Source organism: Nocardia sp. NPDC051833 (genome assembly GCF_040681225.1).
In the GTDB taxonomy this organism is placed as follows: domain Bacteria; phylum Actinomycetota; class Actinomycetes; order Mycobacteriales; family Mycobacteriaceae; genus Nocardia.
In genome coordinates this window covers 1,429,850-1,456,808 of the sequence record NZ_JBFAYK010000001.1, presented here as the reverse complement: position 1 = coordinate 1,456,808, position 26,959 = coordinate 1,429,850, and the positions used below count along the sequence as shown (strand labels likewise).

33 protein-coding genes are annotated in these 26,959 nt (G+C 70.2%); 9 read left to right on the top strand and 24 right to left on the bottom strand.

Features of this window, described 5'->3' with window-relative positions; genetic code table 11:
- The first annotated feature begins 66 nt into the window (after positions 1 to 66).
- Both folP and AB0L91_RS06420 read left to right on the top strand, forming a co-directional pair.
- Positions 67 to 903, top strand: coding sequence for a dihydropteroate synthase (gene folP, locus AB0L91_RS06425; RefSeq protein WP_365007683.1), 837 nt, complete (start codon positions 67 to 69; stop codon positions 901 to 903).
- Entirely contained in the window at positions 900 to 1,838 is a 939-nt protein-coding gene (locus AB0L91_RS06420) for a glucosyl-3-phosphoglycerate synthase (RefSeq protein ID WP_365007681.1), read from the top strand. The genes folP and AB0L91_RS06420 overlap by 4 nt, the downstream gene beginning before the upstream one ends.
- Before the next feature lie 24 nt (positions 1,839 to 1,862).
- Here the strand turns inward: AB0L91_RS06420 and AB0L91_RS06415 are convergent, their stop codons facing one another.
- The 9 genes from AB0L91_RS06415 to sigE form a co-directional block, all read right to left on the bottom strand.
- Complete coding sequence (locus AB0L91_RS06415) at positions 1,863 to 2,318, bottom strand: DUF6640 family protein (RefSeq protein WP_365007678.1); 456 nt, start codon at positions 2,316 to 2,318, stop codon at positions 1,863 to 1,865.
- Between the two features lies 1 nt (position 2,319).
- Positions 2,320 to 2,910 carry a TetR/AcrR family transcriptional regulator gene (locus tag AB0L91_RS06410; protein ID WP_365007675.1) on the bottom strand — a complete coding sequence of 197 codons (591 nt, stop codon included), beginning with the start codon at positions 2,908 to 2,910 and terminating at the stop codon, positions 2,320 to 2,322.
- A gap of 91 nt (positions 2,911 to 3,001) precedes the next feature.
- Complete coding sequence (locus AB0L91_RS06405) at positions 3,002 to 4,075, bottom strand: XdhC family protein (protein ID WP_365007672.1); 1,074 nt, start codon at positions 4,073 to 4,075, stop codon at positions 3,002 to 3,004.
- 94 nt (positions 4,076 to 4,169) lie between these two features.
- Positions 4,170 to 4,742, bottom strand: coding sequence for a hypothetical protein (locus AB0L91_RS06400; protein ID WP_365007670.1), 573 nt, complete (start codon positions 4,740 to 4,742; stop codon positions 4,170 to 4,172).
- A 116-nt stretch (positions 4,743 to 4,858) separates the two neighbouring features.
- Positions 4,859 to 5,716, bottom strand: coding sequence for a hypothetical protein (locus tag AB0L91_RS06395; RefSeq protein WP_218719894.1), 858 nt, complete (start codon positions 5,714 to 5,716; stop codon positions 4,859 to 4,861).
- A 182-nt stretch (positions 5,717 to 5,898) separates the two neighbouring features.
- Positions 5,899 to 6,324, bottom strand: a complete 426-nt coding sequence (gene tatB / locus AB0L91_RS06390) for a Sec-independent protein translocase protein TatB (RefSeq protein ID WP_365007668.1) — start codon at positions 6,322 to 6,324, stop codon at positions 5,899 to 5,901.
- A gap of 34 nt (positions 6,325 to 6,358) precedes the next feature.
- Positions 6,359 to 7,894, bottom strand: coding sequence for a trypsin-like peptidase domain-containing protein (locus AB0L91_RS06385; protein WP_365007665.1), 1,536 nt, complete (start codon positions 7,892 to 7,894; stop codon positions 6,359 to 6,361).
- A 10-nt stretch (positions 7,895 to 7,904) separates the two neighbouring features.
- Positions 7,905 to 8,273 (bottom strand): hypothetical protein, encoded by a 369-nt coding sequence (locus AB0L91_RS06380; RefSeq protein ID WP_218719897.1) that lies wholly within the window; start codon positions 8,271 to 8,273, stop codon positions 7,905 to 7,907.
- Between the two features lie 59 nt (positions 8,274 to 8,332).
- Complete coding sequence (gene sigE, locus AB0L91_RS06375) at positions 8,333 to 8,998, bottom strand: RNA polymerase sigma factor SigE (protein WP_357343195.1); 666 nt, start codon at positions 8,996 to 8,998, stop codon at positions 8,333 to 8,335.
- A gap of 368 nt (positions 8,999 to 9,366) precedes the next feature.
- Between sigE and AB0L91_RS06370 the strand changes: the two genes are divergently transcribed.
- Complete coding sequence (locus AB0L91_RS06370; RefSeq protein WP_357344220.1) at positions 9,367 to 10,005, top strand: O-methyltransferase; 639 nt, start codon at positions 9,367 to 9,369, stop codon at positions 10,003 to 10,005.
- Here AB0L91_RS06370 and glgC read toward each other — a convergent pair.
- Positions 10,002 to 11,219, bottom strand: a complete 1,218-nt coding sequence (gene glgC, locus AB0L91_RS06365; RefSeq protein WP_357343197.1) for a glucose-1-phosphate adenylyltransferase — start codon at positions 11,217 to 11,219, stop codon at positions 10,002 to 10,004. The genes AB0L91_RS06370 and glgC overlap by 4 nt on opposite strands.
- A gap of 110 nt (positions 11,220 to 11,329) precedes the next feature.
- Here glgC and glgA point away from each other — a divergent pair, with 110 nt between their 5' ends.
- A complete protein-coding gene (gene glgA, locus AB0L91_RS06360; RefSeq protein ID WP_365011199.1) occupies positions 11,330 to 12,496 on the top strand; it encodes a glycogen synthase in 1,167 nt (388 codons plus the stop codon).
- 13 nt (positions 12,497 to 12,509) lie between these two features.
- Here the strand turns inward: glgA and AB0L91_RS06355 are convergent, their stop codons facing one another.
- The 13 genes from AB0L91_RS06355 to AB0L91_RS06295 all read right to left on the bottom strand — a co-directional run bounded on the left by AB0L91_RS06355 (position 12,510) and on the right by AB0L91_RS06295 (position 22,519).
- Positions 12,510 to 13,340: a putative RNA methyltransferase gene (locus tag AB0L91_RS06355; RefSeq protein ID WP_365011198.1), complete on the bottom strand. Its 831-nt coding sequence runs from the start codon at positions 13,338 to 13,340 to the stop codon at positions 12,510 to 12,512.
- 26 nt (positions 13,341 to 13,366) lie between these two features.
- On the bottom strand, positions 13,367 to 13,534 hold the full coding sequence (locus AB0L91_RS06350; RefSeq protein WP_011211259.1) for a DUF3117 domain-containing protein: 168 nt from the start codon (positions 13,532 to 13,534) through the stop codon (positions 13,367 to 13,369).
- Positions 13,535 to 13,639: 105 nt separating this feature from the next.
- Positions 13,640 to 14,308, bottom strand: a complete 669-nt coding sequence (locus AB0L91_RS06345; RefSeq protein WP_365007661.1) for a DNA-3-methyladenine glycosylase I — start codon at positions 14,306 to 14,308, stop codon at positions 13,640 to 13,642.
- Positions 14,269 to 14,589, bottom strand: a complete 321-nt coding sequence (locus AB0L91_RS06340) for a DivIVA domain-containing protein (protein WP_365007658.1) — start codon at positions 14,587 to 14,589, stop codon at positions 14,269 to 14,271. The genes AB0L91_RS06345 and AB0L91_RS06340 overlap by 40 nt, the downstream gene beginning before the upstream one ends.
- A gap of 37 nt (positions 14,590 to 14,626) precedes the next feature.
- A complete protein-coding gene (locus AB0L91_RS06335; protein WP_357343201.1) occupies positions 14,627 to 15,763 on the bottom strand; it encodes an Mrp/NBP35 family ATP-binding protein in 1,137 nt (378 codons plus the stop codon).
- A 144-nt stretch (positions 15,764 to 15,907) separates the two neighbouring features.
- Entirely contained in the window at positions 15,908 to 16,492 is a 585-nt protein-coding gene (locus AB0L91_RS06330; RefSeq protein ID WP_365007656.1) for a hypothetical protein, read from the bottom strand.
- Positions 16,489 to 16,965: a hypothetical protein gene (locus tag AB0L91_RS06325; protein ID WP_365007654.1), complete on the bottom strand. Its 477-nt coding sequence runs from the start codon at positions 16,963 to 16,965 to the stop codon at positions 16,489 to 16,491. Before AB0L91_RS06325 ends, AB0L91_RS06330 begins: the two co-directional genes overlap by 4 nt.
- Positions 16,966 to 17,691, bottom strand: coding sequence for a hypothetical protein (locus tag AB0L91_RS06320; protein ID WP_365007651.1), 726 nt, complete (start codon positions 17,689 to 17,691; stop codon positions 16,966 to 16,968).
- Entirely contained in the window at positions 17,688 to 18,020 is a 333-nt protein-coding gene (locus AB0L91_RS06315) for a hypothetical protein (protein WP_365007648.1), read from the bottom strand. The genes AB0L91_RS06320 and AB0L91_RS06315 overlap by 4 nt, the downstream gene beginning before the upstream one ends.
- Positions 18,021 to 18,165: 145 nt before the next feature.
- The gene (locus tag AB0L91_RS06310) at positions 18,166 to 19,023 is read right to left on the bottom strand and encodes a lytic murein transglycosylase (protein ID WP_365007645.1); all 858 of its coding nucleotides are present in this window, start codon (positions 19,021 to 19,023) and stop codon (positions 18,166 to 18,168) included.
- Between the two features lie 96 nt (positions 19,024 to 19,119).
- Entirely contained in the window at positions 19,120 to 20,502 is a 1,383-nt protein-coding gene (locus AB0L91_RS06305) for a lytic murein transglycosylase (RefSeq protein WP_365007642.1), read from the bottom strand.
- Positions 20,503 to 20,640: 138 nt separating this feature from the next.
- Positions 20,641 to 21,231, bottom strand: coding sequence for a DUF1003 domain-containing protein (locus AB0L91_RS06300; protein ID WP_355276333.1), 591 nt, complete (start codon positions 21,229 to 21,231; stop codon positions 20,641 to 20,643).
- Entirely contained in the window at positions 21,224 to 22,519 is a 1,296-nt protein-coding gene (locus AB0L91_RS06295; protein ID WP_365007639.1) for a CBS domain-containing protein, read from the bottom strand. The genes AB0L91_RS06300 and AB0L91_RS06295 overlap by 8 nt, the downstream gene beginning before the upstream one ends.
- A gap of 77 nt (positions 22,520 to 22,596) precedes the next feature.
- Here AB0L91_RS06295 and AB0L91_RS06290 point away from each other — a divergent pair, with 77 nt between their 5' ends.
- The 3 genes from AB0L91_RS06290 to AB0L91_RS06280 are packed head-to-tail and all read left to right on the top strand — an operon-like array spanning position 22,597 to position 24,646.
- The gene (locus AB0L91_RS06290; protein ID WP_355276329.1) at positions 22,597 to 23,553 is read left to right on the top strand and encodes a CoA ester lyase; all 957 of its coding nucleotides are present in this window, start codon (positions 22,597 to 22,599) and stop codon (positions 23,551 to 23,553) included.
- A gap of 12 nt (positions 23,554 to 23,565) precedes the next feature.
- On the top strand, positions 23,566 to 24,060 hold the full coding sequence (locus AB0L91_RS06285; RefSeq protein WP_019048869.1) for a general stress protein: 495 nt from the start codon (positions 23,566 to 23,568) through the stop codon (positions 24,058 to 24,060).
- Positions 24,061 to 24,064: 4 nt separating this feature from the next.
- Entirely contained in the window at positions 24,065 to 24,646 is a 582-nt protein-coding gene (locus AB0L91_RS06280; protein ID WP_365007634.1) for a suppressor of fused domain protein, read from the top strand.
- On the opposite strand, the gene AB0L91_RS06275 is transcribed toward AB0L91_RS06280, so the two are convergent.
- On the bottom strand, positions 24,643 to 25,701 hold the full coding sequence (locus AB0L91_RS06275) for a magnesium and cobalt transport protein CorA (RefSeq protein ID WP_355276564.1): 1,059 nt from the start codon (positions 25,699 to 25,701) through the stop codon (positions 24,643 to 24,645). The two genes, AB0L91_RS06280 and AB0L91_RS06275, sit on opposite strands and share 4 nt — an antisense overlap.
- A gap of 94 nt (positions 25,702 to 25,795) precedes the next feature.
- Here AB0L91_RS06275 and AB0L91_RS06270 point away from each other — a divergent pair, with 94 nt between their 5' ends.
- Together AB0L91_RS06270 and AB0L91_RS06265 are read left to right on the top strand one after the other, a co-directional pair.
- A complete protein-coding gene (locus AB0L91_RS06270) occupies positions 25,796 to 26,650 on the top strand; it encodes a PHP domain-containing protein (protein ID WP_365007631.1) in 855 nt (284 codons plus the stop codon).
- Complete coding sequence (locus AB0L91_RS06265) at positions 26,647 to 26,913, top strand: hypothetical protein (RefSeq protein WP_355276325.1); 267 nt, start codon at positions 26,647 to 26,649, stop codon at positions 26,911 to 26,913. The genes AB0L91_RS06270 and AB0L91_RS06265 overlap by 4 nt, the downstream gene beginning before the upstream one ends.
- The last annotated feature ends 46 nt before the right edge of the window (positions 26,914 to 26,959 follow it).

Below are 26,959 nucleotides of genomic sequence, written 5' to 3'. Positions count from 1 at the left end.
AGCGGCTCCGAGCCGTCGGCAGAAACCGCGGAGAGGCGGAACAGCCCGACGTTTTGTGGGCGGGCGGTGGCGACCGATCGGGCCCTGGTCATGGCCATCGTGAATCGCACCCCCGATTCGTTCTACGACCGTGGCGCCACCTTCAGCGACGAGGCCGCCATGGACCGGGTGGCGCGGGCGGTCGACGAGGGCGCCGACCTGGTCGATATCGGCGGGGTGAAGGCCGGGCCTGGCGTCACCGTCGACGCGGCCGAGGAAACGCAGCGAGTGGTCCCGTTCGTCGCGGCGATTCGCGCGAAGTATCCCGACCTGTTGATCAGTGTGGACACCTGGCGCGGCGATGTCGCGCGCAGCGCGGTCGAGGCCGGGGCCGATCTCGTCAACGACACCTGGGCGGGCGCCGACCCCGAGCTGGTGCACGTGGCCGCCGAGCTGGGGGCCGGCCTCGTCTGCAGTCATACCGGCGGGGCGATTCCGCGGACGCGCCCGCACCGGGTCCGCTATACCGATGTGGTGGCCGAGGTGACCGCGACGGTGGTCGCCGCGGCGGAAAACGCGGCCGCGGCCGGCGTTCGGCCCGATGGGATCGTGATCGATCCCACCCACGATTTCGGGAAAAACACCTATCACGGGCTCGAGTTGTTGCGCGGAATCGACGGTCTTGTAAAAACCGGATGGCCAGTCTTGATGGCACTGAGCAACAAGGATTTTATCGGGGAGACTTTAGGTGTCGGTCTGACCGAAAGGGTCGAGGGCACATTGGCGGCGACGGCTTGGTCGGCCGCCGCGGGCGCTCGAATCTTCCGGGTCCACGAAGTCGCCGAAACCCGGCGGGTGGTGGACATGATCGCCGCGATCCAGGGCATCCGGCCCCCCGCACGAACTCTGCGAGGTCTGGCATGAAAATCCAACACCGCGAGCCCGCCTGGGCCACTACCCACACCTGGGACACCCCTGACTGGACGGTCGGCGAACTGGTCGCCGCCAAGGCGGGTCGCACCGTCTCGGTGGTGCTGCCCGCGCTGAACGAGGAAGACACCGTCGCCGCGGTGGTGGCCAGTATCCGGCCGCTGCTCGGCACACTCGTCGACGAACTGCTCGTGCTCGACTCCGGCTCCACCGACGCCACCGCCGAGCGCGCTCGCGCGGCGGGCGCCGAGGTGATCACCCGCGAGGAAGCCGTGCCCGAGCTGGAGCCGGTCCCGGGCAAGGGCGAGGTGCTGTGGCGCTCGCTGGCCTGCACCACCGGCGACCTCATCGCCTTCGTCGACTCCGACCTGATCGACCCCGACCCCGCCTTCGTGCCCAAGCTGCTCGGCCCGCTGCTGACCATGCCGGGCACCCACCTGTCCAAGGCCTACTACCGCCGTCCGCTGCGCCAGGGCGAGTCCGTCGACGCCAACGGCGGCGGCCGGGTCACCGAACTCGTCGCCCGCCCGCTGCTGGCGGCGCTGCGACCCGAGCTGTCCCAGGTGCTCCAGCCCTTGGGCGGCGAGTACGCGGGCACCCGCGAACTGCTCACCGCCGTCCCGTTCGCCCCCGGCTACGGCGTCGAGATCGGCCTGCTGCTCGACACCTACGACCAGATGGGCATGGACGCCATCACCCAGGTCAACCTGGGCGTGCGCACCCACCGCAATCGCCCGCTGGCCGACCTCGGCGTGATGAGCCGCCAGATCCTCGGCACCGCGCTGGGCCGCAGCGGCGTCATCGACTCCGGCGCCGCCCTCACCCAGTTCCCGATGATCGGCGGCGAATTCATCGCCCACGCCACCGAGGTCTCCCTCGAAGACCGCCCCCCGATGAAAACCCTCCGCCCCGAACAAGTCGCGGCGTAGTCGTCGACCGCACCGGGCGCCCCGTCACCTCGACGGGGCGCCCGTCTGCTGCCGGGCGACGAGCGCGGCGGCCACGGCCAGGACGGTCAGCAGGATCAGCGACAAGAGGACCTGGGGGTGCAGGCCGAGGGGTGCCGGGTTGTCGAAGCCGGGGTCCTGGATGGCGGTGCCGGGGAACAGGAATGCGGCGAGCAGGCTCAGCCAGGGGGTGGCGAGGAGGGCGCAGGCGGTCAGGAAGCGGGATCGGGTGGGGGTGCGGAGGAGTAGGTAGAGGGCCAGGGCGCCGAGCAGGATCGACATCACGATGTATTGGGCGTCATGGAATTTCGCGTGTGGAGGCCAGGCGTCGTTACCGAGGTGCTGGTCGGCGCTCGCCGGGATGACGAAATCCGCTAGCAGCGCCCCGAAGACGGTGACGAGGGCGACGAGGACGGCGAGCAGCAGTGGGGCGGAGCGGGTTACGGGGGCGGTGGTCGTCATGTCACGAAGGTCCTTGCTGGTGTGCGGGATTCGGTGGGCGGCGCAGGAAGTCGTCGACGACCGCCTGGACGTAGTCGAGGTCGAAGGTGCGGTGGGCGACGAGCCTGCGGAAGAACAGCGGGCCGTGCAGCTGGTCGACGGCCAGGTCGACATCGAGATCGGCGGGCAGATCGCCGCCCTCGACCGCCGCGGTCAGGATCGCGCGCACCACCCGGGTGCCGGACCGGTACAGCGACTCCTTGACCGCCGCGAATTCGCGGTCGACGGCGGCTCTTTCGATCAGCACGCGCATCGCCTGCTCGCTGGCGGGCTCGTGCAGCATCGCGCGGGTGCCCGCCAGCTGGGTCAGCAGGTCGGCGCGCAGGTCACCGGTCGGCGCTGCCTGGGCCGCGGTGATGTGCCAGGTGATGGTGGCGCGCACCAGCTCGGTCGGCTCCGGCCACAGGCGGTACAGCGTGGCTCGGCTGATCCCGCTGCGCGCCGCGACCGCGCTGTGCGTCAGCCCGGCCAGGCCCTGCTCCACGAGTAGTTCCCTGGCCGAGACCAGCGCGGCCTCGCGACTGCGCACGGTCCGGGGATCGGGTGGGCGCACAGAACCTCCTATGAGACAAACTGTTTCACAATTATGAAACAGACTGTATCGAAGTTCGGGCGGCAAGAACAGGGGCGGGTGCCGATTCGGCTCAGGGTCGGTGGATCGGGCCGTCGAGGTCGGCCAGTGGCCGCGCCGACGCGCCACCGCGCTCGGCGAGGATCTGCGCCAGCACGGAGATCGCGGTCTCCTCGGGGGTGTGCGCGGCCAGGTCGAGGCCGAGCGGGCTACGGACACGGGCGATCTCGGCCGCGGTGAGCCCCGCCTCGCGCAGGCGCGCGGTGCGGTCGGCATGGGCGCGGCGGGAACCGAGCGCGCCGACGAAGGCGATGGCGGGCAGGCGCAGCGCGCTCGCCAGCATCGGGACGTCGAACTTGGCGTCGTGGGTGAGCACGCAGACGACCGTGCGCTCGTCGACCCGGCCCGCCCGCTGCTCCGCGTCCAGATACCGGTGCGGCCAGTCGACGACCACCGCGTCGGCCGCGGGGAAACGGGCCGGGGTGGTGAAGGTTTCGCGGGCATCGACGACGGTGACGTGATAGCCGAGCTGGGCCGCCGCCACGGTGAGCGCCCTGGTGTAGTCGTTGGCCCCGGCCAGGATCAGCCGCGCGGGGGAGCGGAAGACCTGGACGAAGGCGCGCGGCCGGGTGGCGGCGGCCGGGGTGCAGTCCTGGGCGCCGACGAGACCGCTGTGGCCCGCGGCCAGCAGCGCGGCCGCGTCCCGGTCGAGGTCGCGCCACGGCTCGACCCGGCCCGGGTACAGCAGCCTGCGGTCCGGCGTGGCCTCGAGGGTGGTGGCGTAGGCGATCGGTTCGTGTGCCGCGAGCGCGGTGACGAGCGCGCGGATCAGGGGGAGATCGGTCGCGTCGAGGCGTTCGACGAAGACCTCGATCTCGCCGCCGCAGGGAAGGCCGACGGCGAACTCGTCGGCCGCGGCGAAGCGCTCGGAGCTCGCGTGGCCGTCGCGCAGGACCTGGCGCGCGGTGGTGACGACCGCGGCCTCCACGCATCCGCCGGACAGTGATCCGATCACCTGCCCGTCGGCGGCGACCGCCATCGCGGCGCCGGTGTCGCGGGGTCCAGGCCCGGTCCGATCGATGATCCTGGCCAGCGCGACGGGCTGTTCGGCCAGCAGCGCGAGGATCTCGCCGAACAGCTCTCGCATCGCCCACCGGCCTCTCCACGGCCACCGATTCGCCCATTGTGACCGTGCTGACCAGCCTAGCTATCGCGCAGCATCGGCGCGCGGCGAGCGGAGCTCAGTCGAGGATCTCGCGGTGCTGCAGGTCGCCGGGGATCGCGGCGTCGTGGAAGAAGGCGCGGAAGACCTCCGCCGCGCGTTCGGCGGTGAAGACCTCTTCGGGATAGACGTAGGTGTCGTCGTCGCCGTGCGGCAGGTAGACCGTCGGCAGGCCGAGCCTGCCGCCGGGGAAACCGAGGGTGTAGCGGCGGGTGACGTGGTCGATCGTCGTGCGTAGCTGGAGGGTCATCGCGTCGGCCGAGCCGGCGCAGCGCAGCGCGAGATCGCCGCGGGCGCCACTCACCGCCGTGGTGACCTCCGTGGCGGGCATCGGCTCGGGCAGCACGGTCAGATCGAGCGCGTAGCGCTGCCTGCCGTCCATCCGGCGCAACGGGCGCAGGAAGCTGTCCACGTCCTCGTGCGGGCCGATGAAGACCTTCAGGCGGTCGCTGTAGGTGAGGCGATGGGTCGCGACGATGACGTCGGCGGCGGTCGACTCGGCCTCGAAGGGCGGGACGGGTCGGGGATCCTGGGTGCCTGCCGTCCGCACGGGCAGGACCCGGCACGCGCTGGCCTCGGGAGACGAGAACATGTGACGCTCACCTACTCACATTCGGTTACTCGCTAGCAATCTAAACATCGTCGTCGTTCTGTGCTGCATAACAATAGCGTGATGCAGATCACAAAGTGAGCTTAGTTTAGATCTAACTATGGACGAACCCGGGTCGTAGCCAACCTGGGGTCGGTTTCGTGGCGATAAACCGGGGTGAGCAGGTCGGCATCCACGGGTTCGCCGGAGGTGCGGTCGTATCTGACCGCGATGAGGACCGAGAACAGGTGGCTGCTCGCGCGTTCGTGCAGGGTGGCGAGCCGGGTGGCCAGCAATCGGATCGCACCCAGCGAGCCGGGCGGATGCAGGCCGTCGATCAGCATGACGCTGCCGCGCCGGTCGGGACGGGGCAGCCGGGCCAGGTAGGCGATGTCGTGTGGTTCGGTGCCGCCGGGCCGGTAGACGCGGCGCGCGGCCCGGTCCTCGATGCCGCGTCGGGTGTCGCCCGCGCGGGTGACGGTCCGGCGCAGCCGTGGATCGGCCACGACCAGCTGGCGCAGGCTGGGCGACAGCTCGGGGCCGCCGAGGATCACCAGGCCGTCGCGATTGAGGTCGACCGGCCTGCCGGGCAGGAAGGTCTCCACGTTCGCCACGAAGCCCAGCTGGCGCAGCAGCTCGGCCAGCCGCTGGGCCGCGGCCGGATCGGGGGCGCCGAGTAGCCGCCCGGCGCGGACCTCGGGCGCGAGCACGGTCAGCGTGCCGTGCCCGAAGAACAGGCCCTCGGGGACCGGTCCCTGGGTGCTCACCTGATGGATGCGCGCACGCGAGAGGCCGGCGGCGGCGCCGATCCGGGCGAACGTCCAGCCCTCGGCATGGAGTTCGCGGATCACCGCGCGCCTGATCCTGGTGAGTTCGTTGATGGTCTGCTGGGCAGCCGCCACCCCGTCGGTGGCTGCTTTGAGTCTCTCGACCTTGTCCTCGATCGCGAAGACTCGTGCCACGTCATCGGCCGACATGTGCGAAGTCTAGACAGCTCGACAGCATTCCGTGTCTATATCGGTTGACATCGAACTGTATTGCGGCACAAGGGCTATCCTGCCCGACTTGTCCGCTATCACAATATTTCGAGGTGAACGCGGCTGTGTTCGGGCTGCGCGACCTCGGGGCAAATGCCGACCGTGCGGTGTGATCCGGCGATCTAGGTGGCGTCGGGGTCGATCGGCGGGCGCTCGTTGTGCCCGAGCGGCTTGGCGAGCGTGGGCGCGGACGACCCCGATCCGCCCGGCATCCCGCTGCTCGTGCCGAACAGTTGCTGCTTGTCGGGCACCGCGGTCTCCAGCTCGCGCAGCACCGAATCGTCACCGCCCAGCAGATGCTTGGTGACGGCGGCGCGCGGGCTCATGTTGCGCAGCTCGTTCAGCTCGGCCAGCGGCTTGCGCAGCTCGTCGAACTCCGGCCCCAGCTCCTCCTTGAGCTGCGAGGTGGCGCCGCTGGCGTAGTCGCGCACCTGGCGCAGGGAACGCGTGGTCCAGCGGACCGCGCCGGGGAGGCGCTCCGGGCCGAGGATCACGAGGGCGGCGACGAGCAGGATCATCATCTCGCTCCACCCGATGTTGCTGAACACGCCGTCCAGGCTACCTGGACGGCGCGGTCGCGGCTCAGTCGGATTCGAGGGTGACCGGGACGTCCACCTGCCTGCCATCCCGGATCAACTGCACGTTCACCGTCTCCCCGATCTTGCGCGCCTGGACGGCGACGACCAGCTCGTCCGGTCCGGTGACCTCGCGGTCGCCGATCTTCACGATGACATCCCCCTCGACGATGCCCGCCTTGGCGGCCGGGCTGCCGGGGGCCACGTCGGCGACGGCGGCACCGCTCATCACCTCGTTGGCGACGGTCTTGGTGCGCGCGCTCAGGCCGATCACCGGGTGGTGCATCTGGCCGTCGCGGATCAGCGTCTGGGCGACGGTCTGCATCACGTCGACCGGGATGGCGAAGCCGAGGCCCACCGAACCGCCGGTCTCGCTGCGGATGGCGGTGTTGATGCCGATCACCCGGCCCTGCATGTCGACCAGCGCGCCACCGGAGTTGCCGGGGTTGATCGCGGCATCGGTCTGCACGGCGTCGATGACGGCGTTGGTGTCGCTGCCCTCGCCCGCCAGTTTCACCGGGCGGTGCTGGGCGCTGACGATACCGGAGGTGACGGTCTTGCTCAGGCCGAGCGGCGAGCCGACCGCCAGCACGTCGTCGCCGACCTGTACGTCGGAGGACTTGCCGAGGTTGGCCACCGTCAGGTTCTTGGCCTCCACCTTCAGCACGGCCAGGTCGGTCTTGGGATCGCGGCCGACGATCTTGGCCGGGACCCGGGTGCCGTCGGAGAACTGCACCTGGATGGCGGCGCGGTCGGACTTGTCGGTCGCGGCCATCGAGATCACGTGGTTGTTGGTGACCACGTAGCCCGCGCCGTCGATGACCACGCCGGAGCCGGTCGCGCCGTTGTCGCCGACGGTGACCCGGATGGAGACCACCGAGGGCAGCACCGCGTTGGCCACCGCGGCGATCCGGCTGTGCGGCTCCTCGATGCCGGCGGTCTGGTCCAGGGTGACCTTGCGGGAGGTCAACGTCGACGCGGTCTCGGCGGTGATCCGCCCGACCAGCCCGCCGAGGACGGCGATGCCGAGCGCGAGCACGGCCAGCAGGGCCAGGGCCTTGGGGGCGACCCGGGAGCCGAACAGCACCTCGCGGGCGGTCAGCTTGGGGGCGACGGGCAGGCGCTCGGGTTCGGGGGTCTCCACCGCCGGTGCGCCGAGGCGCGCGGCGGCGGCGGGATCACGCCAGGGATCGACCGGCCCGGCGACGACGGTGCGCGGCTCGTCGGAGCCGGGTTCGCGCTGCAGCAGCTCGTCGGAGCCCTCGGGACGGGAGAACGCCTCGGCCAGCACGCCGTCCGGCGGGCGCTGACTGACCAGCTGATCGGCGTCGGCGGCCGGACCCGTCCGCTGCGGGTCGTGCGGTGCGAACGAGCCGGTCTGGCCGTTCGGGCGACGGAACGCGTGCGCGGTATGACTGTCGATGTGCGGCCGGTACACCGGACGCGGGCCGAGGTTCGGCGCGTCCGACGGCCGCAGGTTCCCCCGGTCGGCCGCCGAATCCGCGTGTTCGGTCGATCCGGAATTCGTCGATTCGCCTGTCACGCCCGTGACTCTACTTGCGCCGCCACGTTGTCCACCGGGTCGCGGTGAAGGAATCGGTGATGAATCCGAGAAATGCCTCGTTACGGCGCGGCGGCTCGGCCGTCGTGCCGGGCAGTTCGGCCAGCGGGATCCGGGTCAGGCTGTCGTGCAGGCTGCGCGGCACGGCCACCTCGGCGGCCCGGCGCAGCGCGATCCGCGCCTGCTGCTGGGCATCGACCTCGGCCGCGCATTCCGGGCACACCGAAAGATGCTGGGCGGCGCGCAGATACGCGTTCATGCGCAGCTCGCCGTCGACATAGGCCGCGATCGCCTCGCTGGCCAGATGCTCGGTGGGCTGAAAGCGCGGGGTACGACCTGAGGCACTGGGGTCCACGCTCATACGGAGTTCTTCCTTCCGACCGACATCAACCGAGAGCCTCGGTGACGCCGACAACTGCGTCACCCTGCGTAGGCGTCAGCGGAGTACCGCTGCTCAGTTCCATTATGCGCAAGGTATTCGCGCAGTGCCTGCCGCCCGCGATGGATCCGGCTGCGCACGGTGCCCAGCTTCACGCCGAGCGTCGCGCCGATCTCCTCGTAGGACAGGCCCTCGATGTCACACAGGACCACGGCGGCGCGGAACTCCGGCGCCAGCGAATCCAGGGCTTTCTGCAGGTCGGGATCCAGCCGGGCGTCGTGGTAGGACTCCTCCGGCGTCGGGCCGTCGGCGGGCACCCGGTCGTAGTCCTCGGGCAGCGCCTCCATGCGGATGCGGTTGCGGCGGCGGACCATGTCCAGGAACAGGTTGGTGGTGATGCGGTGCAGCCAGCCCTCGAAGGTGCCCGGCTGGTAGTTCTGCAGCGAGCGGAACACCCGGATGAAGGTCTCCTGGGTGAGGTCCTCGGCGTCCTGCGCGTCGCCGGAGAGGCGATAGGCCAGGCGGTACACCCGGTCGGCGTGTTCGCGGACGAGTTCGTCCCAGGAGGGCATGACCGTGCGATCACCGGTCGCGTCGAAGGCGGCGGTGCCGGTGAGTTCGGCATCGAGCTGCTCGCCCTCGGCGGCGAAGAGATCGGCGGGGAGAGTCTGATCGGTCGGTGTGGCGTGACGCGCCGTGTCTACCATCGGGATGGGACACCTCCTACTCGGGACCGCTGGCACGAAACCACGCCGGTCCGGGTCAGCGAACCTTGCTATCGGAATCAACCAGCAACTGTGTGAGGTTGTTCCCGCGTCTCGTACCCGCCGCGATCGGCTGGCCTTGCGTAGGGCAACTATTTCCTGCCCCGATATGGGTCAGATGTGGAGATCCTGAGCGTGACCTGAGAATCCTTATCGATACCGACCCTAGTCCCCCGGAGAAGGGAAAAGCAGCAGTTCCAGCCCCTTCGTGACGTTTCCGCAAACTCGCGGCAATTGTTCGATCGGTGCGCGACACTCACCGGGATCGGCGCATTCGCTGAATACACAGAGCCGTTCGGTGCCCTAGCCTCATAGCTGTGGCATCGAACGTGGAGCGGAACCTGGCTTATGTGGAGGAGTCCGTCGTCGAGGACGAGGTCCTCCTCGAGGCGCGCGAGCGGGCCACCGAACTGGGCGCCGTGCCCGTGCCCGCCTCCGTCGGCGCCCTGCTGAGCATGTACGCCCAGATGCTGGGTGCCCGCGCGGTCGTCGAGGTGGGCACCGGCGCCGGGATCAGCGGATTGTGGCTGCTCGACGGCATGCGCGAGGACGGCACGCTCACCACGATCGACTCCGAGCCCGAGCATCAGCGCGCGGCCAAGGAGGCCTTCCGCACCGCCGAGATCCCGCCCGCGCGCACCCGGCTAATCAACGGCCGCGCCCTCGACGTCCTACCCCGGCTCGCCGACGGCGCCTACGACCTCGTCTTCGTCGACGCGGCCCCCATGGAGCACCCGCACTACGTCGAGCAGGGTGTCCGGCTGCTCCGGGAGGGCGGCGCGTTCATCCTGCACAACGCGTTGCTCGGTGGTCGCGTGCCCGACCAGTCCCAGCGCGACCCGGCCACCCAGGCGGTGCGCGCGGCGACCAGGGCCATCGCGGAGAACCCCGAACTCACCAGCGTGCTGATCCCGATCGGGGACGGGCTGCTCTGCGCCTCGCGCTGCTAACCGACCCAGATCCCCTTGCCGACGGTGACCACCCCGCCGTTGCTGACCGCGAACCGCTCCCGATCGCGATCCAGGTCGACGCCGATGATCTCGCCCTCGCCGACCACCACGTTCTTGTCCAGGATCGCGTGCCGCACGACCGCGCCCTTCCCGATCCGGACTCCCGGCATCAGCACACTGCCCTCGACGGTGGCGCCGTCGTCGATCATCACATTGGAACTGAGCACCGAATTGCGGACGGTGGCCGCCGACAGGATCGAGCCCGCGCCGACGATCGACTCCTGCGCCAGCCCGCCCCTGGCGAACTTGGCGGGCGGTAGGTTCTCGGCGGCGCCGCGGATCGGCCAGTGCTTGTTGTAGAGGTTGAACACCGGGTGCACCGAGACCAGGTCCATGTGCGCGTCGTAGAAGGCGTCGATGGTGCCGACGTCACGCCAGTAGCCGCGATCGCGCTCGGTGGCGCCGGGCACCTCGTTGTCGGCGAAGTCGTAGACGGCGGCCTTGCCCGCGGCGACCAGCGCCGGGATGATGTCGCCGCCCATGTCGTGGTCGGAGTCGGAGTTCTCGGCGTCGGCGCGGATCGCGTCGACCAGCACCCGGGTGGTGAACACGTAGTTGCCCATCGACGCGAACGTCATGTTCGGGTCGTCGGGGGTGCCGGGTGGGTGGGCCGGCTTCTCCAGGAACTGGGTGATCCGGCCGGACTCGTCGGAGTCGATGCAGCCGAACGCGCTCGCCTCGCTGCGCGGCACCCGGATGCCCGCGACGGTGACGCCCGCACCGGAGGCGATGTGGCTGGCGACCATCTGTTCCGGGTCCATCCGGTACACGTGGTCGGCGCCGAAGACCACGATGTAGTCGGGGTCCTCGTCGTAGATCAGGTTGAGCGACTGCATGATCGCGTCGGCGCTGCCGGTGTACCAGCGCGGCCCGAGCCGCTGCTGCGCGGGCACCGGGGTGATGTACTCGCCGGTGAAGCCGGAAAGCCGCCAGGTCTGCGAGATGTGCCGGTCCAGCGAGTGCGACTTGTACTGGGTGAGCACGCACAGCCGCAGGTAGCCCGCGTTGACGAGGTTGCTCAGGACGAAATCGATCAGCCGGTACGCGCCGCCGAACGGAACCGCGGGCTTGGCCCTGTCTGCGGTGAGCGGAAACAGTCGTTTGCCCTCGCCACCGGCGAGCACGATCCCGAGTACGTGCGGCTGGCTCCTCACCCTGCTCAAAGTACAGGCTGGGCGGCGCAACGGTGGCTCATGTCGACCCGAGGGTCTAATTTGGACCAGTGAGTTATGGCACCGACAGCGACCTGGCGCCGGCGGAACAGCTGCGGGTCGCCATGCTGACCCGGGAATACCCGCCCGAGGTGTACGGCGGTGCGGGAGTTCACGTCACCGAACTCACCGCCCGGCTACGCGCGCTGGCGGAAGTCACCGTGCACTGCATGGGCGCGCCCCGCAGCGGTGCCGTCGTGCACCGGCCCGACCCCGAGCTCTACGCCGCCAACGCCGCGCTGCAGATGATGTCGGCGCAGTTGCGGATGGCCGACGCGGTCGGCGCCGTCGACGTGGTCCACTCGCACACCTGGTACGCGGGGCTGGCCGGGCATCTCGCCGGCGCGCTCTACGGCATCCCGCACATCCTCACCGCGCATTCGCTGGAGCCGCGCAGGCCGTGGAAGGCCGAGCAGCTCGGCGGCGGGTACCGGCTCTCGTCGTGGTCGGAGCGCAACGCGATGGAGTACGCCGACGCCGTGATCGCGGTGAGCGAGGGCATGCGCCACGACGTGCTCGACGCCTACCCGGCCATCGACCCGACCCGGGTCCACGTGGTGCACAACGGCATCGACGCGACGGTCTGGCATCCCGGTCCGCCCACCGGGGACGAAACTCCGGTGCTGACACGGCTCGGCGTGCGCGCCGATCGGCCGATCGTGTCCTTCGTCGGGCGGATCACCCGGCAGAAGGGCGTCGGCCACCTGCTCGCCGCCGCCGCGCACTTCGATCCCGACATCCAGTTGGTGCTGTGCGCCGGCGCGGCCGACACCAGGGAACTCGAACTCGAGATCGCCGCCGCCGTCGACGGATTGCAGCGCGAGCGCGGGAATGTGTTCTGGGTCAAGGAGATGCTGCCGACCGAGCAGGTCCGCCAGATCCTGACCGCCTCCGCGGTGTTCGTCTGTCCCTCGGTCTACGAGCCGCTCGGCATCGTCAACCTGGAGGCCATGGCCTGCGCCACCGCGGTCGTCGCCTCCGATGTGGGCGGCATTCCTGAGGTCGTCGACGACGGGGTCACCGGTCGGCTGGTGCACTACGACGCGGGCACGACGACCGACTACGAACAGGGCCTCGCCGCCGCCGTCAACGCCGTGGCGGGAGATCCGGCGCTGGCACGCCGCTACGGCGACGCCGGGCGCGCGCGGGCCATCGCGCGGTTCGACTGGGCGCGGATCGCCGAACAGACCGTCGAGGTGTACCGGAGCGTGTTGAAGTAACCGCCGCGGGCGATCAGGCGGTCGGCACGTACGTCGACACCGTGACCGAGGCGGTGACCTCGGTGGTGTCGGGCAACGCCGCGATGCGCGGGTCGTCGGCGGGGGTGCCGTGGAAGGCCGAGGGGCCCATCGCGATGACGTCGGTGACGTCGCGACGGGTCAGCTTCATCGGGAACTCGACGCGGGTGTGGGCGATGCGATCGAACAGCCCCGAGAGCGAATCGGCGAGCCGTCGGTCCTTGTCTGGATCGACGCGGACCATGTCGAGCGGGCCGACGAGTTCGTTCAGGTGGTCGGCGGTGGGGGTGACGACCACGAAGCGGCCGCCGGGCGCGAGCACCCGGGCGACCTCGGTGGGATTGCGTGGGGCGAACACCGACAGCACGCCGGTGAGGGAGTGGTCGCGGATCGGGAGGCCGCGCCAGGCGTCGGCCAGTACCGAGGCCATGCGCGGGTGCGCGCGGGCCGCCCGCCGCGCGGCGGGCTTGGCGACATCGAGCGCGATGCCGAAGAACGTGGGCTCGGCGGCCAGCGCGGTGGCGAGGTAATAGCCGGTGCCCGCGCCGACCTCGAGGATCACCGCCGCCTCATCCGGTGCGGGCGCCCGGTCGATTCCCGCCGTGCAAGCGTGGGCCGCGGCCGCGGCGATGGGTGCGAAGTGCCCGGCGCCCTGGAACGCGGCGCGGGCGTCGAGCATGTCGGCGGTATCGCCGGTCATCTTCGTCGAGGCGCCGGTCAACAGCCCGACATAGCCCTGGCGGGCGATGTCGAAGCTGTGTCCGGTACCGCAGCGCAGCGCGCGATCGCGCGGTCGCAGTTGGTCACCGCACTCCGGGCAGGCCAGGAGCGCGGCGACCTCGGTGAGTGCCGTCAGCTGGTGACGCTCTTCAGTTCGTCACCGAGCGCCGCAGCCTCGTCCGGTGTGAGTTCGACGACCAGACGCCCGCCACCCTCGAGTGGAACCCGCATGACGATTCCACGACCTTCCTTGGTTGCCTCGAGGGGACCGTCCCCGGTACGGGGCTTCATGGCCGCCATCCTCTGCTCCCTCCAGATCTGCGCGGTCTGTCTGCGCACTGATTCTCGTCTGCCGGTTGTCGCCAACCAGCGGGCTCGCCGGGTGTTCGGCGGGCCACACCGGTCCTATTCTTCCCTATTGCCGTCTCGGGCGGACACCTGAGTACGAAATGTGACTCGCGAGTCGGTTCCGTTCGCGGGCGGGCGCACCCAGCAAACCTCCAGGTGATCGTCGACCATCCCGGTCGCCTGCATGAGCGCGTACGCCGTCGTCGGGCCGACGAAAGCGAAGCCGCGGCGCTTCAATTCCTTTGCCAGAGCAATGGATTCGGGTGTGGTGGCGGGCACATCCGCGATCGTCGCCGGGCGCGGGCGTGGCGCGGGCGCGAAGGACCACAGCAGCTCGTCCAGGCTCACCGGCAGGTCCCGAGCAACCCGGGCGTTGGCGATCACCGCGTCGATCTTGGCGCGGTTGCGGACGATGCCGGCGTCGGCCAGCAGCCGCTCGCGGTCCGCGGCGCCGAACTCGGCGACCTTCGCGATCTCGAAGCCGGCGAACGCGGCCCGGAACGCCGGCCGCTTGCGCAGGACGGTGATCCAGGCCAGGCCGGACTGGAAGGCCTCCAGGCACAGCCGTTCGAACAGGGCGTCGTCACCGTGCAGGGGCGTGCCCCACTCGGTGTCGTGGTAGTCGCGATAGAGCGCGGAGCCGGTCGACCAGGGGCAGCGCTCGCGCCCGTCGTCGGCGAGCTCGGTCACGAGCGATCCTGACCCGCCGTCACCTGCGCCTGCCATTGGCGCAGCTGCGTCACCTCGAGTTCGAGCTCGTCGATCCGCTCGGCCAGCCTGCCCAGCGCCCAGTCGACCTCACCGGCCTTGTAGCCACGCACCACCTGCTGGAACCGCAACGCGCGCACGTCGGCACCCGTCACCCCGTGCGCGGGCAGCACCGTGGCGGTCGTGCCCTCGGGCAGCGGCCCGAGTTCCTCGGATCGCCCGAACACCGCGCTCGCCACGAGGAACAACATGGCCGCGACCAGTCCGACGATCAGCACGTAGAGCAGCAGCGTCAGCATAGGAACAGCCTAGGCACCCCCACCGACAACCTCCGGCTCAGAGGTGCCGGGTGGTGTCGATGCCGAGGGACATGCCCGCCAGGCCGCGCTTGCGGACGGCCAGCTTGTCGGCGACCTCGCGCAGGGCCTTGGCGGCCGGGTTGTCCGGGTCGCCGAGGACGATCGGGGTGCCCGCGTCGCCGCCCTCGCGCAGGGCCTGCTCGATCGGGATCTGGCCGAGCAGCGGCACCGTCGAGCCGACCGCGCGGGTCAGCCGATCCGCCACGACCTGGCCACCGCCGGAGCCGTAGAGCTCCATCCGGGAACCGTCGGGCAGGTCCAGCCAGGACATGTTCTCCACCACGCCGGCGATCCGCTGACGGGTCTGCAGGGCGATCGCGCCCGCGCGCTCGGCCACCTCGGCGGCGGCGATCTGCGGGGTGGTGACGACCAGGATCTCGGCGCTCGGGATCAGCTGGGCGATGGAGATCGCGACGTCGCCGGTGCCGGGCGGCAGGTCGAGCAGCAGCACGTCCAGGTCGCCCCAGAACACGTCGGCGAGGAACTGCTGCAGCGCGCGGTGCAGCATCGGACCGCGCCACACCACGGGCGTGTTGCCCTGGGTGAACTGCGCGATCGAGATCATCTTCACGTCGTACGCCATCGGCGGCATGATCATCCGCTCGACCTGGGTCGGGCGGGCGTCGGTGCCGAGCATGCGCGGGATCGAGTGGCCGTAGATGTCGGCGTCGAGCACGCCGACCGACAGACCGCGCTGGGCCAGCGCGACGGCCAGGTTGGCGGTGACGCTGGACTTGCCGACGCCGCCCTTCCCTGAGGCGACGGCGTAGACGCGGGTCAGCGAGCCGGGCTGGGCGAACGGGATCACCGGCTCGGCCGAGTCGCCGCGCAGCGACTTGCGCAGCTCGGTGCGCTGCTCGTCGCTCATCACGTCGAGATCCACGGTCACCGCACCGGCGCCGGGCACGTCGGCGACGGCCTTGGTCACCCGCTGGACGATCTCGGTCCGCAGCGGGCAGCCCGACGTCGTCAGGTACACCTCGACGTGCACGTCACCGCTCTCGGCGATGGCGATGCTCTTGACCATGCCCAACTCGGTGATCGGCTTGCGGATCTCCGGGTCGTCGACCTTCGCGAGCGCGGCCCGCACATCCGCTTCCGTAATCACTGGCATATGCCCGATTTTATGCTGCGCGGATTTCGGCGACAGTCCTGGGGCCGATCCGGACCACCCGGTGGACACCGGATCGCGGAACCCGCCACTCGACCCGGGGACCGTGCCCGTGGAACAACGCCCTGGGCTGCTCCGACAGCGCGATCAGCGCCGCTCGGCCCGGCATTGCGCCACCGCGGCGACGAAATCCGGATGCGCGGAAACGATCAACTCGTCCGCGTCCTGATTCATCCACACATCCGCGAAGAAGCCCGATCGACTCCACGCCAGCACGGCCACCAGCAACGCGATCGGCACACATCCGGGCAGGAAGGCCAGAGCCAACGGCACATAGAGCTGCCGCAGCTCCAGGGACACCGCCGTGAAGATTCCGGCGATGGTCAGCACGACCGCCAGCAGCGCCAGCACCGCGATCCATCGCGACCGCCGGATACCGGCCAGACAGAATTCACAGGCCGGGCAGTCGAACCTGACCCTCGCTGCGACCGGAAGCCGCGGCCGAAACGGCGCCACCGACATCAGCATGCCCCGCAACGTCGGCCACTCCGAGTGCGGCCCGTGGGAATTCACGAAGACCGACCGGCGCTCGACCGCAGCCAACCCGTGCTCACTACACACCTCGGGCATCGCCTCTGCCAAGACCAGCTCCATCGGCCCCGGCGTAGTGAACACCGGCACCCAATCCGGGTCCACCACCGTCCCGAACACCACCTGCTGCCGGGAGGTCACGACAGCCACCCGCGCTGGTTTCGCTCGCGGAAGTACTGGTCGTCATCGTCGTCGTCATCCGGCGTGACGATGCGCTCGCGGTTGGGTCTGCGGGTGCCGGGGACCACGGTGTTCGCAGCGGGTGTCGGCGGCGGGGCCGTGATCGGTTGCGACCGTGGCTCCTCCGTGGCCGGCTGCGATCGGAGCCGCTGCAGGTCCGCTTCGCCCTGTTCGGCCAGCCGCTGCCGCTCGTCGTCCGTCATGGCGGCGAACTGAGCGATGGCGGCGGGCATCGTCCGATCGAGAACCCGATTGAAGGCCTCGCTGTGCATCAGATCCCGGGCGCTGCCCTTGCCCTCCAGGATTCCGCGAAGCTGATTCTTCAACTGGGGTTCCGTCGCGCTGTCCATCAGCACCCGAAGGGCTCGGGACAATTGCCGGGAGACCCCGACGTCACCGCGGGCGAGATCGTGCATCGGTTCGGGCGCGTTCACTCAGGCTCCCGGATGGTCGTAGTTGGCGGTGGGCAGGACCGGCATCTCCGCCGACTCGACCACCGCGGCCACACCGAAACCCACGCCGGCGATCGCCTCGAGGGCGACATAGCCAGCGTTGAAGGTTTCGACCAGCCTGCCCCACTCCGCGACGACCTTGAGCGTGGTGGCCGTGGCGGCCGCGACAAGAGCCGCGGTAGCGACGATTCCGACGCCGGTGAGCGCGGCGGCCTGGGCGGCGGCCCACTCGATCACCGCGATCGCGCCCCAGTCCAGCACGGTCTGCAACGCGTTGCTCATCGACGTCGACAGATGGTAGGCGGTCGAGGCGAAGTTGTTGATCTCGGTGGCCATCGCCTTCAAGGGCTCGACCTGCGCGGAGATGGCCGTCGTGAGCTTGCTGAAGTAGGCCTGAGCGCTCGTCGCCGCATTCCCGTCCCAGGTCGCGTCCACCGTTTTCGCCGCGGATTCGACCGAGGAGGCGAAGGCCGAGTTGTAGGCCGCGAGATTCTCCACAGCCTTGCCCGCCTTCTGCAGGGCTTCCCAATCGCCGGAGATCTTGGTGGTCACCCACTTGAGCGGGTCTGTTCCGAGTACGTTCTCGCACCACTTGCACGCCCAGTAGGTCGGCGAGATGGCATTGGAGGTGATCAGGAACTCGAATTGGTCGTTGAGCGGATCCGCGAGCGCGGGCTCGACCAGGAGCTCGGCGGGGGTGGTCGTCACGGCTGACCACCCGCCGGGTAGGTCCGGTCCAGCTCGTCGGCCACTGCTTTGTCGGTGGTGCGGTACACCTGCGCCACCTTGGTCAGTTCGGTCGCCGCGGCCTCGGCGAGGCTGCCCAGCGTGGCGTAGTTCGGCGTGAGTTTGCCGTGCGCATCGGCGACGGCACCGAGTCCCGTGCGGATCAGCCCGCCGTCGCCCCACACGGTGTTGTCCAGTACCAGCCACTTCTCCAGGTACGTGGCGACGTTCGCGTTGGCGTCGGCGAGCGCCTTCAAACTTGCGGCGAAGGTATCCACCGCGTCCGGTTCGACCTTGAAAACCTCGGACATCACCAGCCCCCTTCCGGCCGCGCGGCGGAAGCCGCGCATGGTCGGGGCACTCTCACATACCCGGCCTGCTCAACGCAAACGTGCCCAGAACTGTGGGTGCGAGCCCACCGAGCGTGGCGAACGCCCGGTGGTTGTCATCGGGCGCTCAGATGCGGGGGAGGTCCGAGGGCTTGGGGGCCATGCCGTTGGAGTAGGAGGTGGACCAGGCCATGACGTTGGCTACGTAGGCCATGGAGTTGTTATAGCGCAGGATCGCCTTGGACTGCTGGGAGAGGTCGCGCATGTTGAGGCCGCCGTCGCAGAGGTAGCGGCCCGCGGTGAGGGCGGCGTCGAACAGGTTCTGCGGGTCGGCGACGCCGTCGGCGTTGCCGTCGGCGGCGTAGCGGTGCCAGGTCTCGGGGAGGAACTGCATGGGGCCGATGGCGCGGTCGTAGCCGCCGAGGCCGTCGAGTTCGCCGCCGTCGCTGTCGTGGATGACGTTGTTGCCGTAGAGGCTGCCGTCCAGGACCGGGCCGTAGACGGCCTTGATCGGGTTGCCGTCGGCGTCGGCCTTGCCGTACGCGTGGGTGGACTCGACCCGGCCGATGCCCGCCAGCAGCGACCACGACATCCCGCAGGTCGGGTTCTCCACGGCCAGTTGCTCTTCGGCGTTCTGGTAGGCGGCGACCGCGATGCCCGGAATGCCGAGCGGGCCCGCGGGCAGGTCGGCGGCGACGCGATCATTCGGCTGCGCAACGGTTTTCACGACCGGCGCGGCCGAGGGCGACTGGCGCGCCTCCGCGTGGGCGATCTCGGCGATGTCGGCCTGCGGCGCGGCGGCCAGCTCCGGCGCGGCCTCGGCATCGGTGCCGGGCAGGTCGTGCTCGACGGCCGCGTTGCTGGCGATGGTCGCGTCGGTCGCGGCGGCGGTGACGGCCACGAGCCCGGCGGGGACCAATCCGGTCAGTGCGATGAGCGAGCTACGTCGAACCGTCGTAGCAGGCTGTTTCCGATGACGACCCACTGTGTGGTGCCCTCCTCAACCGTGTTGGATGAGAAGAGATTACCGCACCCGAGACCTTTTTGTTACCCCTCCGTGACCTGTATTTCGGTTTGATTTCTAGGGGACGGCCGGACCGGGCGGCAGCGGGATGACGATGTTGAACGGCAACGTGATCCCCGGCTGCTGGGTGGGCGCGACCGGCGCCTGCTCCACCGGAGCGGGTTCCTCGGTCGGCTCGATGCCCGGCTCCGGCGTCTTCTCCGGCGCGGGCGCCGTCGACTCGGCGGGCGCGGGCGCGGCGGTTGTGGCCGGGGTGCAGACCGGCGCCGTGGCCTGCTGCTCGGCTGCCTGCTGCTCGGGGCTCGCCTCCTCGGGCTGTGCCGGATCCTTCGGCGCCGCAGCGCCGTAGGTCTGCTCGACGGGCTTCGCCGGTTCGAGCGGGTTCGGCATCTGGGCGGGCGCCGGGTCGCTGACGCAGACCTCGGGGGCGGGCGCGACCGGGGCGGGGCAGAAGATGCCGCACGGGATCGGCGGCAGGCCGGGCAGGGTGATCATCACCTGGGTCGGCGTGGTCACCTTCGGCGTGTTCGGCGGCAGCTGGTTGGTCGTCGACGGCGGCGCCGCGGTGACGGACCCGTTCGTCGAGGCGGCTAGCACATTGGGCGAGACCATCGGCGCGCTGCCCGGCGGCACGATGTCGGGGGAGATGGCGACCGAGCTCGGCGCCCCGCCGGTGCGGTAGGCCGCCGACCAGCTGAGCACGTTGGCCGCGTAGGACATCGAGTTGTTGTAGCGCAGCACCGCGCGCAGTTCCTGCGACGCGTCGCGCAGGTTCAGCCCGCCCGAGCACAGGTACTTGCCCGCGGCCAGCGCCGCGTCGAAGACGTTGTGCGGATCGGCGGTGCCGTCGCCGTTGCCGTCGGCGGAGTAGAGCGCCCAGGTGCTGGGCAGGAACTGCATCGGGCCGACGGCCCGGACGAACCCGCCGTCGGCCTCCTTGATGATCTCGTTGCCCGGCAGCGTGCCGTCGAGCGCGGGGCCGAAGATCGGGGTGGTCGAGGTGCCCGCGGCGTCGGTGCGGCCGCTGCTGGCGTGCCCGGACTCGATGCGCCCGATGCCGGCCAGCAGGTTCCAGGTGAGCCCGCAGCCGGGCTGGGCGGTCTCGAGCGCCAGCTCCGCGTTGCGGTAGGCCGCGAGCACGATCTCGGGGATGCCGAGCGCGCCGCTGCCGGTGGGCAGCGAGATGCTCTGCAGCGGAACCGTTCCGGCGAAGGGCGCCAGGCTGTTCGCGGACGGGGAGAGCGCGCGCAGCTTGCGCGGCGCCTCCTGGGCGATCGGCAGCAGCCCGACGATCTCGGAGGGATCGGTCTCCGGCGTGTCCTCGGCGGTGCTCGCGGTCGCGGCCAGAAGCGCCTCGGGTGCGGTGGGGGCGGTGCTCGGGGTCGCGGTCTGCGCGGCCGACCCGGAGGCGACCAGTCCAGCGACGACAAGGGCCGACATCGTTATCGGAGCAGAGATTCGCACGGCCACACCAACCCTTTACGTCGAAGCAGCGGCACCGCAGAGTCCCCGTCCGGCCCGCCCGGAACAACGTGATCCAGGTTACCTACCGGTCAGGAAGTTGTAGAGCATTTCCGGTTACTCGTCTGAACCACCTGGCGAAACCGGGGCAGGAGAGGGCGTTTGACCGGAGGTTTTCTTGCGTGCGGCTTTTCGCTTCTTCTCCGGCTTCGGCGCGCCGTCGGGCGCGGTGACCGCGTCGATCCGGTCCAGCACGTCCTTGATCTCCTCGAGCTCGCGGCGCAGGTAGTCGCGGGTGGCGACATCGCCGACGGCCAGCCGCAGCGCGGCCAGCTCGCGGGCGAGGAATTCGGTGTCGGCTTTGGTCTGCGCGGCCCGGCTGCGGTCCTCCTCGAGCGAGACCTTGTCCCGATTGTCCTGGCGGTTCTGCGCCAGCAGGATCAGCGGCGCCGCGTACGCGGCCTGGGTGGAGAAGGCCAGATTGAGCAGGATGAACGGATATGGGTCCCAGCGCAGCGCGACCACGAACACGTTGAGCACGATCCAGACGATGACGATGATCGTCTGGATCGCCAGATACCGCCCGGTCCCGAGGAACCGCGCCACGCGCTCACTGCTGCGCGCGAACGCCTCGGAGTCCCAGTCGAGGGTGAATCGCGAGCCGACCGGGGTCTCCAGTCGCTGGCGGGCCGGGTTCTTCTCACTCACGCTGGGCCCTTTCGACATGGGCGAACGGCTGCTCTTCTTCTTCGCGCCAGTCCTCGGGCAGCAGATGATCGAGGACGTCGTCGACGGTCACCGCGCCGAGCAGATGATTCTCCGCGTCGACCACCGGACCGCAGACGAGGTTGTAGGTGGCGAAGTATCGGGTGACCGCCGAGAGCGGCAGTTCCGGCGCAAGCGGCATCAGATCGGTGTCGACGATCCCGCCCACCAGGTGCGCGGGCGGTTCCCGCAGCAACTGCTGGATGTGCACGCAGCCGAGATAGCGGCCGGTGGGGGTGGCGGTCGGCGGGCGCACGACGAAGACCATCGAGGCCAGCGCCGGGGTCAGGTCGGGATCGCGGACCCGGGCCAGCGCCTCGGCGACCGTGGTCGACGGGCTGAGCACGATCGGTTTGGGCGTCATCAGACCGCCCGCGGTGTCGGGGGAGTGCGCGAGCAGCCTGCGGACCGGCTCGGATTCCTCCGGGTCCATCAGGGCCAGCAGGGATTCGGCTTCGCTCGCGGGCAGCTCGCCGAGCAGGTCGGCGGCGTCGTCGGGGTCCATCGCCTCGAGCACGTCGGCCGCGCGGCGCACCTCGAGATGACCGAGCAGGTCGACCTGGTCGTCGTCGGGCAGCTCCTGGACGACGTCGGCGAGCCGTTCGTCGTCGAGCGCGATCGCCACCTCGATGCGGCGCTTCTCCGGCAGCTCGCGCAACCGGTGCGCCACGTCGGCGGCGCGCAGGCCCTCGTACTCCTCGAGCAGGGAGGTGACGTCCTGGCCCGGCCTGCCGACCTCGGCCGGGGTCAGCCCGTGGACCTGCGACCAGTCCACCACGTGCACGGTGCGCCTGCGCCCGATCCGCCGGTGCCCGCGCACCGCGACCCGCCCGATCACCCAGTCCCTGGTCCGGCTCTGCTCGATGCCAAGGTCGGCCACGTAGACGTCGACGCCGTCCAGGTCCGGCAGACCGGGATCGTCGACGCGCACCTGCGAGTCCACGATCTGCGCCAGCGCCAGCATCTCGCCGGGTCGCTGGGCGAATCGCCGCAGGCTGACGGTGCCGGTGTTGAGCGTGACGATGCCCGGCTCGATCGCGGTGACGCGCAGCATCGGAACGAAAATCCGCCGCCGGGTGACCAATTCGACGACCAGGCCGTGCACCCGTGGTTGCTGGCGCCCGTGCCGGACGGCCACGACGACGTCGCGGACCCGGCCGATAGACTCCCCGTCCGGACCCAGCACCGTCAGGCCGGCGAGCCGGGCGACGTACACCCTGGTGGTTGCCATGACCCTCAGGCTAGGCGGTCCACAACGGCCGGTCACGACACGCCACGGCCGGTGTGACGAACAAAGGAGGAGGGCCCATGAAGCCCCGCCGATCTGTGCTGGCCGTACCCGGCAGCAACCCCAAGATGATCGCCAAGGCCAAGGGCCTGCCGGTGGACGAGGTGTTTCTCGATCTCGAGGACGCCGTCGCGCCGGGCGCGAAGACCGCGGCCAGGGCGAATATCGTCGCCGCGCTGAACGAACCGGGCTGGGGCTCCCAGCTGCGGGTGGTCCGGGTCAACGACTGGTCGACCGAGTGGACCTACGCCGACGTGATCACCGTCGTCGAGGGCGCGGGCGCGGCGATCGACGCGATCCTGCTGCCCAAGGTGACCGACGCGGGCCAGGTGCACGCGCTGGACCTGCTGCTCACCCAGCTGGAGAAGGCGAGTGGACTCGAGGTCGGCCGGATCGGCATCGAACCGCAGCTGGAGAACGCCATCGGCCTGCGCAATATCGACGCGATCGCCACCGCGAGCCCGCGGGTGCAGGCGCTGGTGTTCGGCCCGGCCGACTTCATGGCCAGTATCAACATGCGCACGCTGGTGGTCGGCGAGCAGCCGGTGGGCTACGACGTCGGCGACGCCTATCACCACATCCTGATGACCATCCTGCTCGCCGCCCGCGCGCACGGTCTGCAGGCGATCGACGGCCCCTACCTCCAGGTCCGCGACGTCGACGGGTTCCGCCGGGCGGCCGGGCGCACCGCCGCGCTCGGTTTCGACGGCAAGTGGGTGCTGCACCCCGACCAGATCGACGCCTGCAACGAGATCTTCAGCCCGCGCCAGGCCGACTACGACCGCGCCGAACTGATCCTGGAGGCCTACGCCTTCCACACCTCCGCCGCGGGCGGCGCTCGTGGCGCCGTCATGCTGGGCGATGAGATGATCGATGAGGCCAGCGCGAAGATGGCGCAGGTCATAGCGGAGAAGGGGCGAGCTGCGGGAATGACGCGCACAACGCGTTTCACTCCGCCGCAGCCGGTCCAGAACTAGCAGAATGGGACTATGACGAATCCCTTGGGCAACCCGAATCGCGGACGGCAGGCGTTGCCGACGCCGCCGTCGGGCTGGCCGGTCGGCTCGTATCCGACCTACGCCGAGGCGCAGCGCGCGGTCGACTACCTGGCCGACGGGCAGTTCCCGGTGCAGGACGTGACCATCGTCGGCGTCGACCTCATGCAGGTCGAGCGGGTGCTGTACCGGCTGACCTGGGGCAAGGTCATCGGCGGCGGCGTGGTCTCGGGCGCGTGGCTCGGCCTGTTCCTCGGTCTGTTACTGAGCCTGTTCACCACGACCGGCGGCGCCCTCGGCCCGCTGGTCGTCGGTCTGCTCGGTGGCATCGTGTTCGGCGTGATCACCACCTCGATTCCGTACGCCGCCACCAAGGGGCAGCGCGACTTCGCCTCCACCATGCAGCTGGTGGCGGGCCGCTACGACGTGCTGTGCGACCCGAAGACCGCCGAGCGCGCCCGCGACATGCTGGCCCGATTGGCCCTGTGACGCAATGGATGTGACGGACACGGTCCGCACCGCGGTGCTGGACCACTTCGGCGTGCAACGCGCCCAGGTCGACTCGGCCTCGGTGACCTTCCTCGGGCTGGAACCGATCGAGATCCTGCGCATCCCCGGCGACGGCGCGGTGCACTACGCGACGCTGGGCGGATCACGCCATCCGATGGGCGATCCCGCCGATCTGCTGGCCGACCCGGTCCGCGGCCCGCGCGCCGAGCTGGTGCTGACGCTGCTGCTGAGCGCGGGCCCGCAGGCGGGCGTCGTCCGTTCGCTCGGCGTGCTCATCGCGACCCCCTCGGTGGAAGGCGTTGTGCTCCAGGCGGACGCGCTGCTCGACCTGGGGGAACCGCTGTGGCACAACGCCGTCTTCACCGCGGTGCTGCTCGGCGCGAGCGACATCGCCGAGATCGCGCTGCCCGAACCCGCCGAGCCGGTGCGGTATCTCAGCGTCGTCCCGATCACCGCGACCGAGGCCGCCTGGGTCCGCGTCCGCGGCGCGCAGGCCCTGCGCGACGCCTGGGCCGAGGCGGGCATCGACATCCGCGACCCGGCGCGCGGCGCGGTGAACCTCTAGATCCACTTGCTGCGGCGGAAGCTGCGGAACAGGACCCCGCAGACGACGGCCATGATGATCAGCACCACCGGATAGCCCCAGGGCTGGTGCAGTTCCCACATGTGGTCGAAGTTCATGCCGTAGACGCCGGCGATCATGGTCGGCACCGCGGCCATGGCGGCGTAGGCGGCGATCTTGCGCATGTCGGTGTTCTGCTGGACGCTGATCTTGGCCAGCGCCGCGTTCACCAGGCCGCTCAGCGATTCGTCGAAGTAGGTGATGTGCTCGGTGACGCTGGTGTGGTGATCGGCCACGTCGCGCAGGTAGCGCCGGATCTCCTTGGGCACCGGCAGCTCCGGGTTGTGCACGAGCATCTGCAGCGGTTGCCCCAACGGCGAAACGGCCCTGCGTAATTCGACCACTTCCCGCTTGAGCTGGTAGATCGCCCCGATGCCGATCTTGGAGGCGGGGGTGAACACCGCCTCCTCCATCTCGTCGATATCGGACTCGACCGATTCGGAGACCTCGACATAGGAGTCGACGACGTGGTCGGCGACGGCGTGCAGCACCGAGCACGGACCCAGCCGCAGCTGGTCGGGGGTGCCCTCGAGTTCGTGGCGCACCCCGGCCAGTCCGGTGTGTTCGCCGTGGCGCACGGTGATCGCGAAATGCGGTCCGGTGAAGACCATGATGTCGCCGGTCTCGACGATCTCGCTGATCGCGTGGATGTCGTGTTCGACGTAGCTGACGGTGCGCATCACCAGGAACAGCGTGTTGTCGTAGCGCTCCAGCTTGGGGCGCTGGCGGCCCTGCACCGCGTCCTCCACCGCCAGCGGGTGCAGCCCGAAGATCTGGGCGACCTCGGTCATCTGGCCCTCGTCGGGATCGTGCAGTCCGAGCCAGACGAAACCGGAATCGGTCTTGGCCGCCGCTTTCAGCGCCTGCTCGGGGGTGAAGTGGCCGGGCAGCCGTTTCCCCTCGACGTAGACGCCGCAGTCCACGATGGCGCGCGCGGTCGGCACGGGAATCCGCGGCCGCGTCGGCCCGGCCCGGCCGGGCCCGCGGAACGACGGCATCTGCGGTAGTGAAGGCACGAGGTGGATGCTACGGCCGGCGCCGTCTCGGTGGAGGACTGCGCGCCGGTCGAGACGGCACTGTAAGACTGAGGGTGTGCGCATCGATCTGCATACCCATTCGACGGCTTCCGACGGCACCGACAGCCCGGCGGAGCTGGTCCGGAACGCCGCCGCGGCCGGCCTCGACGTCGTCGCGATCACCGATCACGACACCACCGCGGGCTGGGCCGAGGCCGAGGCGGCGCGCCCGCCGGGGCTGACGCTGGTGCGCGGCATGGAGATGTCGTGCCAGGGGATGGGCGAGGACGGCTGGCCCGTTCCGGTGCATCTGCTGGCCTACCTGTTCGATCCCACCGACCCCGGCTTCGCGGAGGAACGCGAGCGGCTGCGGGCCGAGCGGGTGGCCAGGGTGCGCGCGATGGCCGACAAGATGGTCGCCGACGGGCTGCCCATCGACCCCGACGCGGTCCTCGCCGGCGCGGGCCCGGCCGCGGGGCGTCCGCATCTGGCGCGGGCACTGGTCGAGGCCGGCGTGGTCGAGAGCGTCGACGCCGCGTTCCAGGAACTGCTCGCCCCGCACGGCCCCTACTACGCCGAGAAGGCCGACACCCCGCTGACCAGGGCCGTCGAGCTGATCGCGGCCGCGGGCGGGGTCAGCGTGCTCGCGCACGTGCGGGCCCGCAAGCGCGGCAGGCTGCTCGCGCTCGACGAGATCCGCGACCTCGCCGCCCTCGGCCTCGGCGGTCTCGAGATCGACCATCCCGATCACAGCGACGCCGATCGCGCGGTGCTGACCGATCTCTCGGCCGAGCTCGGGCTGCTGCGCACCGGGTCCTCGGACTACCACGGCAGCAACAAGACCATCGAGATCGGCGCGTGCCGGACCGATCCCGAACAGTTCGAGGCGCTGATCGGCAAGGCGAGCGGGGTGCCGGTGATCGCCCCGTGACGGTGGTGCGCGGGTTCAGCGGACTGGTCGCGGGCGGGGTGGTCGTCCTGCTCTGCGTGGTGATCGGGGCCGCGGTGATGGGCTCGCGCCGGGACTTCCCCGGCCCGGGGGCCGAGTCGCTGACCTGGCATGTGCTCGCGGCGGTGGTCGTCGTCGCCGCCCAGCTCTACGCCGATCGGAACCGGGGCGTCGCCGCGTTCACCGCCTCGGCGATCGTGTTGATCACGACCGGTGCACTGCTTTGGACACAATGGTGGAGTTGACGAGCGCGTAATGGTTGCGCCCGGGTGAACTGTCCCCGAATATTTC